At 41.2% G+C, this 10246-nt stretch carries 8 protein-coding genes and 1 riboswitch; of the genes, 1 reads left to right on the top strand and 7 read right to left on the bottom strand.

Annotation, left to right across the window (positions count from 1 at the left end; genetic code table 11):
- Positions 1–161 precede the first annotated feature (161 nt).
- From metA to ACFPOH_RS02185, 7 genes are all read right to left on the bottom strand, one after another.
- Positions 162–1100 (bottom strand): homoserine O-acetyltransferase MetA, encoded by a 939-nt coding sequence (gene metA, locus ACFPOH_RS02215; RefSeq protein ID WP_390308758.1) that lies wholly within the window; start codon positions 1098–1100, stop codon positions 162–164.
- Between the two features lie 94 nt (positions 1101–1194).
- Positions 1195–1302: riboswitch (SAM riboswitch) on the bottom strand.
- A 65-nt stretch (positions 1303–1367) separates the two neighbouring features.
- The gene (locus ACFPOH_RS02210) at positions 1368–2120 is read right to left on the bottom strand and encodes a nucleoside-diphosphate sugar epimerase (RefSeq protein WP_390308757.1); all 753 of its coding nucleotides are present in this window, start codon (positions 2118–2120) and stop codon (positions 1368–1370) included.
- Positions 2102–5875, bottom strand: a complete 3774-nt coding sequence (locus ACFPOH_RS02205; protein ID WP_390308756.1) for a DEAD/DEAH box helicase — start codon at positions 5873–5875, stop codon at positions 2102–2104. The genes ACFPOH_RS02210 and ACFPOH_RS02205 overlap by 19 nt, the downstream gene beginning before the upstream one ends.
- A 109-nt stretch (positions 5876–5984) precedes the next feature.
- A complete protein-coding gene (locus ACFPOH_RS02200; RefSeq protein WP_342469407.1) occupies positions 5985–6413 on the bottom strand; it encodes an acyl-CoA thioesterase in 429 nt (142 codons plus the stop codon).
- A 258-nt stretch (positions 6414–6671) separates the two neighbouring features.
- Positions 6672–7250, bottom strand: a complete 579-nt coding sequence (locus ACFPOH_RS02195; RefSeq protein WP_390308755.1) for a transcriptional regulator — start codon at positions 7248–7250, stop codon at positions 6672–6674.
- A 118-nt stretch (positions 7251–7368) separates the two neighbouring features.
- On the bottom strand, positions 7369–7665 hold the full coding sequence (locus tag ACFPOH_RS02190) for a YxcD family protein (protein ID WP_342469409.1): 297 nt from the start codon (positions 7663–7665) through the stop codon (positions 7369–7371).
- Positions 7653–8123: a hypothetical protein gene (locus tag ACFPOH_RS02185; RefSeq protein WP_390308754.1), complete on the bottom strand. Its 471-nt coding sequence runs from the start codon at positions 8121–8123 to the stop codon at positions 7653–7655. The genes ACFPOH_RS02190 and ACFPOH_RS02185 overlap by 13 nt, the downstream gene beginning before the upstream one ends.
- Before the next feature lie 270 nt (positions 8124–8393).
- Between ACFPOH_RS02185 and ACFPOH_RS02180 the strand changes: the two genes are divergently transcribed.
- Positions 8394–9374, top strand: a complete 981-nt coding sequence (locus tag ACFPOH_RS02180; protein WP_342469412.1) for a diaminopimelate dehydrogenase — start codon at positions 8394–8396, stop codon at positions 9372–9374.
- The last annotated feature ends 872 nt before the right edge of the window (positions 9375–10246 follow it).

Genomic DNA, 10246 nt, shown 5'->3' with positions numbered 1-10246 from the left:
CCTCCAGCTTCCTTCAGATTCCGCGTCACCACGGACACCCTTGCTCTTGGCTAACCTCTACTTCTGTCTTCGGGGTTCGGGACTTACACCCTATAGTTCATGTACATGCCGGGCGCACAAAAACTGCAGGAATCCTTTTATTTCGAATTCCTCCAGTTATTTTAAATATGATACTCGATTGAATCGTCCACATAATGCCAATCGTAAGGCGTTTCTTGGTAAACGTAGTAGTTCAGCCAGTTGTAGAACAATAAGTGGGCATGGGCGCGCCAAGTATTTTTTGGCTGCTTTGTTGGATCATTATTAGGGAAATAATTTGCCGGTATGTCTATAGGTAAACCTTTCTTTACGTCACGCTCGTATTCTTCCGCAAGCGTTGTTGCGTCATATTCCAAGTGGCCAGTGATCATAATGTGTTTGTTGTCTTTGGATTGGATGATAAAAGGTCCGACCTCTTTTGAATAGCTCAACAATTGCAAATCAGGATGCTGTTCTATTTCTTCGATGGAAACGGAAGTGTAACGGGAATGCGGTGCCACAAATTCATCGTTGAACCCTCGAACCAAATCATTCGTCAAATCCGTAATGGTATGCGCAAATATACCGGAACATTTTTTCGGCAACTCGAATTTTCCGATTCCGAAGTGGTAATATAGAGCGGCTTGTGCAGCCCAACAGATATAAATGATTGAAGTCACATTCTCTTTCGCCCAGTCCAAAATTTCAGTCAACTCTTTCCAATAATGGACTTCTTCAAATTCCATCCGTTCAACCGGCGCCCCGGTGATGACCATTCCGTCAAAGCGGCGGTGCTTGATTTTATCAAAAGTTTTATAGAATGTTTCCAAATGGCTTTTGGATACATTTTTAGGTTCATACGTGGCTGTATTTAAAAACGTTACATTGGTTTGCAGCGGCGTGTTCCCGAGCAATCGCAGCAACTGTAATTCCGCTTTTTCTTTTTCAGGCATCAAATTCAACACCAAAATGTTCAATGGACGTATGTCCTGTGATAATGCGCGGTCCTCTTCCATGACGAAAATCTTTTCGTTTCTCAATATTTCTCCAGCAGGTAAATTTTTCGGAATATTAATAGGCATTCCTCTTGTCCCCCATTCTAAAATATCTTAATAAAAAAACCCTGCTCATTCCAGAAAAGAGAATGAGAGGGTACAAAATTTCCTTGCACGCACTCTCTTATCTCCCAAGGCTGAGCCTTGCTGGAATTAGCACCTTTCTAACATCCGTTAGAGGTTGCTGAAGTTTCATTGGGCCAAGTCCCTCCACTTCTCTTGATAAGAAAGTATAATTCCCATATAAAATTAAGATTATCCTAACATATCCAATAGAGAATTGCAATAATCGAGCTATTTTATTTTGCTGTGAAATTTCTCTAACCAAACCGGATTTTCTATTTCAAAGAGTTCTTTTTCCAAATATTGATCCCAATTTTTTAATAATGTATTCCACACCCGCGGAAAAAATTCCCTGCTTTCAGCGTTCCACACAATGAATTCAATACAGGGCACATCGTTGATTTGCGTATTTTCCAACGATAGGATGGATTTGATTTCTTGATGAACTTCATCCGGCCGATCGATTATTATATTTTGAATTTCCTTTTTAAAAAACTCCACATCCAATGATTCTTCTCCATCATTCATATAACGATACAATTGGTCCGGAAAATCATCAAAATCCAGCACTTCCTCCATATCACCATTCATCATTTGATGATGCACCGGGCTGTACAATAACTCTATTGTCACAGGATCCAATTCCTCTTCAAAGACGCCTTGGGAAAATTGCCGCTTTCCTTTTTCCGTCAGTTGATAAAAGTTGTTTTCCCGTGCAAGCAGCCCGTTCTTTTGCATCTTCCGCATCAAATCTTCGATGAATAAGGGCTCCACCAACAAAATTTCGCTGAGCTGTTCAGCACTTTCAAAAGCCGATTTTTGGAAGGAGAAAAGCAGAATTTTCATTAAAATGTCCATCGCCTTTTTCTGGATGGGCTGATAGGTGATTTCATAGGTATGCATGGGAATACACCAAATGTCCGTATGAACAATGGTTCCCCTGATTTCTTTTTCCAATTGATTTTTTAATTGCTGGAGTTCCATGTCACGGGCTCCTTCGTTATTTTTCGTATTCCTTGTTGCTGTTTTACGACATTAAATAAATGCTGGTACATTTCTCTCGTTTCTTTCTTTTTCGGACGCATTGTAAACATATCGGAACTGCCGACAATCATCAGCAACTCCCGGGCTCTTGACAAAGCCACGTTCAACCGCCGGTAGTCTTTCGCAAATCCGATTTCCCCGTGCGGATTATTGCGGACCATGCTCAACAAAATCACGTCCATTTCCATCCCCTGGAATTTATCGACGGAACCTGTCCGGATATGCAAATGAGGCAAATGCAGTTCTTCCACTAACTGATTGACCCGATTCACTTGCTCCCGATAGTAGCTGATCACCCCGACGGCTTTTAAGGAATCTTTTTCAAGAAGTCCTTGTTCCTTCGCTTTGGCCGTCGCTTCATTCAAGTCGATAAGCAGTTTGCGGATCCATTCAAGCTCAGCTTTATTGAACAAGCTGGAGCCTTCTTTCATCCGCTCTTCAAAATAAGCCGGTTGATTTGGCAGGTCGAACCATAACAAGTGTTCCTGCCGTTTTACATAATGTCCATCCAATTTATGGTCTCTAGCTTCATCGGAGTTGTCCAAGCCGCATTGCAACGATTCTTTTCCATTTTCATAGAACGGTGCAATCGTCCGCATGATCTTTTCATGCATGCGATACTGAATCCCGAGCATTTTCTTGTTCGTGGCGGGCAAATGTTTATAAAGCCGTTCAAACAAAGATTCCTCCAACAGCTTCTCCAGTTCCCTTTTTTCTTCAAAGCTGTCCGTTTCCTTCATAATCTCTTCAAGGGTTTCTTCAAACGTATCATCGCCGATCAACGGCGGCAACTGATGATGGTCGCCGACAAGGATGATCTTCTTCCCTTTCAACATTGGAAGCAATAATTCCGGCGGCGTTGCTTTCGACACTTCATCGATGATGACCACATCGAAAATCGGATAGTTGTCCATAAATTCTTTGTTTGCCGAAGCGACACAGGTTGTTCCGATTACATTGGCATGTTTTACGTAAAGTTTCCGAATTTCGTCCAAATCCTGTTCCGTCGCTTGATTTAATAACGAATGCCATTCTTTCTGGATTTCTTTTGTGATCGGCAACATTTCGATCTGCCGTTGGTATTTTTCAATTTGGAGATGGCGTTCCTTGATCCGCTCTTCCGTCTGTTCCAATTCAAGCTCCGGATTTTGTTTCATGATTTGCTGCAGCTGCTCCACTTTCCGTTCCATCATAATCCCTTGACGGTGAAGCTCTTTTAATTCGCTTTGTATGTTGGATAACGACTCCTGGTGTTGAGAAAGTTCTTTTTCCATTTCGCTGATTTCATGATTCAGTTGTGCTTTTTGCTCCTCATAGGAATGGAAACTTTCTTGTTGTTCTTCCAACCGGCCAATCTTTTCCTGCAACGTTTGAATGACCGCTTGAAGTTCATCAATGGACGGAATGAACCCGGCATTTTCTATTGGCAGTTCCGCCAATTCTCTTTCATATTGTTGGATCTCTTGTTGCAGTTGGACCTCTTTTTGTTTATAAGACTGAAGTTTCGATTCATGGAGGCCGAGGTTTTCCAAATATTGTTCGGTCACGGCACTTTTCAATTTTTCAAAAACGAGTTTCGACTCATCGGCCAACGATTGATATTGAACGAGCAACCCGTTCACATATAGCCGCCTTAAATATAGGCCACGGATGGAGGGGATTCCGTTCTGCCGATTGATTTTTCGTTGTTTGAAGGCGAGTGCCAACTTATCCAAAAAGTCATTGACCTCATGTAATGAATAATGGTGGTTCGGCGGGAGCGGGACGGGATCGATGGGTATTCTCAACGTTTTTTGGTTGTATTCGATGGCTTTTTCAATCCGCTCGGAAATCTGGATTGCCGGTTTCAGTTCCATCAACTGTTGATAAATTTTCTCCATATCCAAAAACAGTTGGTTGATGACAAAACCTCTTCGGATTCCATAGGTTTCAATGAATCCTTCCACTTCCTCCAATTTTTTGAAGGATTTCAATTGGGCCAGGAGTTCATCCACTTCCAATATTTTTGACTCCATGAATGCAATTTCATTGGACACTTGCTGCAATTCGGATTGCGCTTTTTCCAATTTTTCCTTTGTTTCAACATAGTGGATGAAATGTTCGCTTTCTTCGATATGTTTCCTTGCTTCATTGATTTCCAGCTGAATTTTATCAAGACCGGTGCTGGACAATGTTTGTTCGATTTCTTTCAGTTTTTCAGACCGTTCATTCAAGGAGGATTGGAATGTTTCAATGGTTTGTTCCGCTTTTTCCTTTTCTTTATTTAAAGCGATGATTTGCTTTTTCAAATTGGAAATTGTGTCAAAAGCCTTTTCCAATTCCTTTTCCGCCTGATTTTTCCGCAAAATCTCCTTTTCCAGTTCGGCCGCTTTTTCCTTCAGGTGATCGATTTGGCTCGTGCATGCTTGAATGCCCTGTTGCAATAGGATTTCCTTTTGATCATGTTGACTGATTTCCTTCGATAACGCATCAAAGGTTTGAGTTTTCCAATATTCCGCCACATTCTCCTCGATGAACTTTTTCCCTTCTTCTTCGATGCTGTCTGTCCGTCCGTAGCGCAAAATGCGGATGTCTTTATTGGATAAAAGCCGGCCAAGTGCATTATCCACCGCCAAATTGGATTGGGAGGCGATCAATGTTTTCAATCCCATTTTCACGTTTTGATAACAGATTTCAGAAATGACCGTTGTTTTCCCTGTTCCGGGTGGTCCCTGAATGACATACAAATCTTCCGTTTCCAGTGCACCCAGCACAGCTTCCCGCTGAAATTCATTCAGATTGTTATGAAATTCGATTTGAAGCCGATTTTTCCGATTTGCCACCTTTGGTTCGTCTTCAAATAAAAAGTTTTCAAGATTCGGGTTTGCCGCAAGCCCTTCCTTTAAATGTTCAAACCCTTTCAAGAGGCGGTTGAGCTGGGATTTTGTCGAGGCGTTGCTGAAAGTGACTTGCTCTGAGGGAAAATCAAATACCTGTTGCTTGGCGAGTTTACTGATTGGCGGACTCAGTTCGATGTCGACGGTTTGTTGTTGGGCATTGGTTTTTACAACTTCCCCGATTTCACTTTTTACGCCTTTGACATAGGCGTTCATTCCTTTTATCTGTTTCCACTCTTTATTTGTGATGCCACCCAGTTTCAATGTTGCCACGGAACAGTCAGAACTGTACGAAACAGACTGTATTCTTGCTTCAATATCATCGATGTTGGCATTTTTGTATAAAACTTTTAAATAGCCTTCCCAGCTGGTGATCCGTTTATTGACATAATCGTATCTGTCTTTTGCAACCGGCAATTCGGCAATGGTTTTCAGGAATGCCTCCGGATAAGTGTGGCCGTTGATTCTTGTTGGTGCGAAATGGATTCTCATCGATTTTCTTCGATTCGTCTTGACCGGTGTATGTTTTCCCTTAGTCCGGAAGTTTTTGGCGATGAGGCCATTTTTGCTATCAAAAACGCAGTCTATAATCACAACCCGGCCATTCATCTTTTTCGCCAAATTACTATTTTGTTCGTTGTCAAAATAAATGGCCAGGGATAGGGATGTTTCTTCAATGGATTGTTTTTCTAGATATACATGGAAAGAGGATTGCAATTGAAAAAAGGCATGTTCATCGGCAAAGTGTTCCTTGATGGCTTCCCGTGCTGTATTCGTCAACACAATGAAACATTTCATCGCTTCTACCGTTTGTACCATGAACATCCCTCCTTTTTTACTCACAATCGTCATTATAACAAAAATAGATGGACCGTTATAGTTTTGAAAAATAAAAAATGACTAGCCCTTCACTAGTCATTATGTACCCCTATCCCTTTTTTGTCCGGGCAATTTCATGGTATTTTGCATCCCAATCCGGATCAATTTTTCTTAATGGCACCGGTCTAAAGTTTTCTTTTGTCACCAAAATGTTCACCGTTGTACCTGTCGCCGCAACGGAGCCGTCTTCATGCAAGATTTCATAACCGTATGTCGTGCGCAATTTATCATGCTGTTCCACCCATGTACGGACAGTTGCCACTTGTCCATAACGCATCGCTTTTTTATATTGGACATTCAATTCAATCACTGGTGATACAATTCCCATTTCTTCCAACTTTGTATAATCGTATCCCAAATCGCGGATCAATTGGGTTCTGCCAATTTCCATCCAAATGACGTAGTTGGCGTGATACACCACACCCATCTGATCCGTATCGGCATAACGGATTTCCACTTGTTTTTCGCTGACAAACATAAAATCACCTCTCCAACAGTATACCGCATTCAAAAATCGGTGCAAATGGACATCTCAATTTTTTCCAACTATATTTGTTTCGCTCTCTGGCAATAATGATGGATACTTAACCGCATTGCAAAAATAGAAAATTGGAATGAGACTATCATGAAATGGAAACTGCTTATGCGATATATTTCCAGTATTTGGATTATTAAATATTATATTAAAATAAAAAAACTGATGTGAATGGATGTCCGCATTCCATCAGTTTTTCTGTTAAAAGCCAATCAATTGACCAATCATTCGGATATCGTTCATAATATTGTTTTTATTTTTGGCCACATTTTCATACCACATCTCGATGATTTCCATCGCCTTTTCTTCAACCTGCTGATTCTTCTTCATTAATGAAACGATCGTGTCGATGAATTTTGTCCGTTCTTCATAAAATTTCACGCGCATTTCAAAGTCTTTGTTCACTTCCACCTGAAACACTTTTCCGAGGCGGAGGATTCCCAAATTGACATGCTGCTCGGAATAAAGAGTAGAACCGACATAAGCCAATTTTTCATTGAAGGAAATTTGGCCTTCTTTAAAATAAGTGGCCATCAACTTTTCCACTTCCGCCGTCACGGATTCCAATTTTTTGACTTGCGTTTCGGTCAATTCTTTTGTTTGTTCGAACAAAGGCAGCATCGCCAAGGAATCATCTAACAATTCCTTCACCTTTTCAAGCCGGTCCTGATCTCGGGGAATATTCAACTGATGAAGAATATTTTCAAACACATATAAACGCTGCAGGTAACCTGTCAGCAAAACGATTCCGTTGTATACTTTTCTGGCATCCATTGTCATCGGTATCCCACTTTCTTTAATCTCTTTTTTTGAACATAACATATTTGGAAAGAAAACGAAATAATCATTTTTTTACTCCGGTATATAAAGAAGGAGGTGCCATCAGGCGACACCTCTTTTAATCCCATTCAATATTGGCGATGATCCCTTCTTCATCATGCAGATCCAAAAGGATTCGGGCGGACATCGCGTCCCTTTGCAATTGTTCTTCAATATAAAGGCGAATGGCTGTAATGAAATTCACCGTGTTATATGGCTCCATTTCACCGTTTACGTAAGCTTCCGCAGTAAAGCCTCTATCATCGTCATACAATAGTTCCACTTCCACATCTTCAGGACGCACATTTTTGAATTTTGCATGGAACAGGCAAACCGCATCCACGATTTCCTGTTCAGACAATGTTATCTTCTCCAATGTTCCGTTACCTCTTTCTCATTTTTGCGTTTTAACATGAAATAAATTTTCATGATGAGATAGGCAATCAATAAAATCGCACCGAGATTGATCATTAATCCCAAAAGGCTTCCAAGAATGCCCATATCCGCAAACAGGCTGCCGAACAATAAGCCGGCAAGTCCGCCTACAAGGAGGCCTTTCATTAATCCGCCGGAAGAGAATCCGCCTTTCGTTGTGGAAGTGCCGGTTTTATTTGAATTTTGATTTGTTGTCGACTTATTAACATTGTTGTTTTTATTAGTGTCGTCGTTGGTTACACGGTTTTTTGAAGGGAATGTCGTTCCGCTGAACCCTTTTTTACCGGATTTATAAGATTTTGCTTCTACTATCACATCCCCGCTGTCATGAAAAACAACCGCACCAACGTTAGAGAATACCAATGCGAAAGCAAGCAGTACCGCTGAAAGTTTTTTCATTCAAAATCCTCCTATATTTTCTCTTAGGTGTACATAAATTAAGTATAGCAAAATATAGGTTGCGAAAAAACTAAATGCACCTCTTAATTTCTATCATTTCCACCATGGATTAGAAAAAAATGATTTGTCCAAGCGTCGCATCGAATAGTCATTTAGTATAAAAAAAATATAATTTTATGCAAATCATTGTATGAAAATTTATGGTAAAATTATCTTCTGCGAGGTATTATAAAACATATATTTGTTGTTGTTTAGGAGGAAGGAGAACATATGAGTAAAATTCGAATCGGGATTGTTGGATACGGAAATTTGGGTAGGGGTGTAGAAGCAGCAGTTCAACAAAACCCTGATACAGAACTTGTAGCAGTTTTTACGCGTCGTGATCCGCAAACAGTGACGATCAATTCAAATGCGAAAGTCCTTCATGTGGACGATGCGTTATCCTATACAGACGAAATTGACGTGATGATTTTGTGTGGCGGTTCTGCAACAGATTTGCCTGAACAAGGACCATACTTTGCACAATATTTCAATACAATCGACAGTTTCGACACACATGCAAAAATTCCAGAATATTTTGATACAGTAAATGCGGCAGCTGAAAAAGCCGGAAAAGTTGCCATCATCTCGGTTGGTTGGGACCCAGGTTTATTCTCATTGAACCGTTTAATCGGCGAAGCGGTATTACCGGTTGGGAATACATATACCTTCTGGGGTAAAGGTGTGAGCCAGGGCCACTCTGATGCCATCCGCCGTATTGAAGGTGTAAAAAATGCGGTACAATATACAATTCCAATTGAAGATGCGGTGAATCGCGTGCGCAGCGGCGAAAATCCTGAACTTTCCACACGCGAAAAACATGCCCGTGAATGTTTCGTTGTGTTGGAAGAAGGCGCAGATCCAGCGAAAGTTGAACACGAAATTAAAACAATGCCAAACTATTTCGATGAATATGATACAACAGTGCATTTCATTTCCGAAGAAGAATTGAAGCAAAATCACAGCGGCATGCCGCATGGTGGTTTCGTCATCCGAAGCGGTGTGAGCGGATTGGGCGACAAACAAATCATCGAATTCAGTTTAAACCTTGAAAGCAATCCGACATTTACATCAAGCGTTCTTGTGGCATATGCACGCGCTGCATACAGATTAAATCAAAATGGCGACAAAGGTGCAAAAACAGTATTCGATATTCCATTCGGACTGCTATCACCTAAATCTCCGGCCGATTTAAGAAAAGAACTTTTATAATCTTGATTGTCAAAGAGGCTGGGACATAACTAATAAAGTGAACGAGCTGCAAAAAAATTTTTTGTAAAAAATTGATATCACAGAAAATTGATTGGAGTGACGGGGCGAGTTTCTGTCGCGCACGCTTAGTCGCAAAGCAAAAGCTTTCCTNCCCCGCAGGAGCGAAGGATTGAGCTCCGAGGAGGCTCGAGCCGGGCCCGCGGAAAGCGTCCCCGGAACGGAAATCAATTTTCTTCAATTATCAAAAAAACACCATTTTTCTCCCGTGAGAAAATGGTGTTTTTTATCTTTTGTCCCAGCCTCTTTATTTGGTTTCTATACCAGCTGTATTCCCTGCCCTATTTCTTCACAAGATTGCAGCTCTTGCCATTTTGCAATGAAAGATTATAGTCAATCTCGTCCCGATCATAGTCAATCAACGAAGGATAATAGCCAAAGGGAAGATAATATTAGTCAAACTCCGCAAAATAATTGCCATCCCTTTTGATCGCACGATCGAGTAGGAGGGAGCGATTAACTCCCGTCCTCTCACACCACCGTACGTACGGTTCCGTATACGGCGGTTCAATTAAGATAATTGACGCAAGTTTTCATAACTTCCGTGAATAGCTGTTCTCTTTATGCCAGTGGTCACTCCACCCTCCAAGAGGTCTCCCACGGGATTCACCGCTCCCTCCCTCAAGTGAGGTACTACGTTTTCTGTGTTCATCATGACTCACTGAATGCCAAGGGCTATTCTCTCTTCATTGTTCGGTCCTTCTTAGTAGTTCTAAACCAACTAATACTATGACCTCTGCTGACTTCTGACGGTTCAGCTACTTATCACTAAGTAGGTTATGAAGCGTACTTCACATATCCGCCAGACCTCCCCG

This window comes from Ureibacillus suwonensis, assembly GCF_042655065.1.
GTDB classification, from domain to species: Bacteria; Bacillota; Bacilli; order Bacillales_A; family Planococcaceae; genus Ureibacillus; species Ureibacillus suwonensis.
Note: the sequence above shows the minus strand (reverse complement) of the source record. Positions and strands in the feature narration are given on the sequence as shown.

What these genes read in the sequence shown, in the direction of transcription:
- metA (WP_390308758.1), bottom strand. Translation starts at nt 1,100, where the DNA reads ATGCCTATTAATATTCCGAAAAATTTACCTGCTGGAGAAATATTGAGA.
- ACFPOH_RS02210 (WP_390308757.1), bottom strand. Translation starts at nt 2,120, where the DNA reads ATGGAACTCCAGCAATTAAAAAATCAATTGGAAAAAGAAATCAGGGGA.
- ACFPOH_RS02205 (WP_390308756.1), bottom strand. Translation starts at nt 5,875, where the DNA reads ATGGTACAAACGGTAGAAGCGATGAAATGTTTCATTGTGTTGACGAAT.
- ACFPOH_RS02200 (WP_342469407.1), bottom strand. Translation starts at nt 6,413, where the DNA reads ATGTTTGTCAGCGAAAAACAAGTGGAAATCCGTTATGCCGATACGGAT.
- ACFPOH_RS02195 (WP_390308755.1), bottom strand. Translation starts at nt 7,250, where the DNA reads ATGACAATGGATGCCAGAAAAGTATACAACGGAATCGTTTTGCTGACA.
- ACFPOH_RS02185 (WP_390308754.1), bottom strand. Translation starts at nt 8,123, where the DNA reads ATGAAAAAACTTTCAGCGGTACTGCTTGCTTTCGCATTGGTATTCTCT.
- ACFPOH_RS02180 (WP_342469412.1), top strand. Translation starts at nt 8,394, where the DNA reads ATGAGTAAAATTCGAATCGGGATTGTTGGATACGGAAATTTGGGTAGG.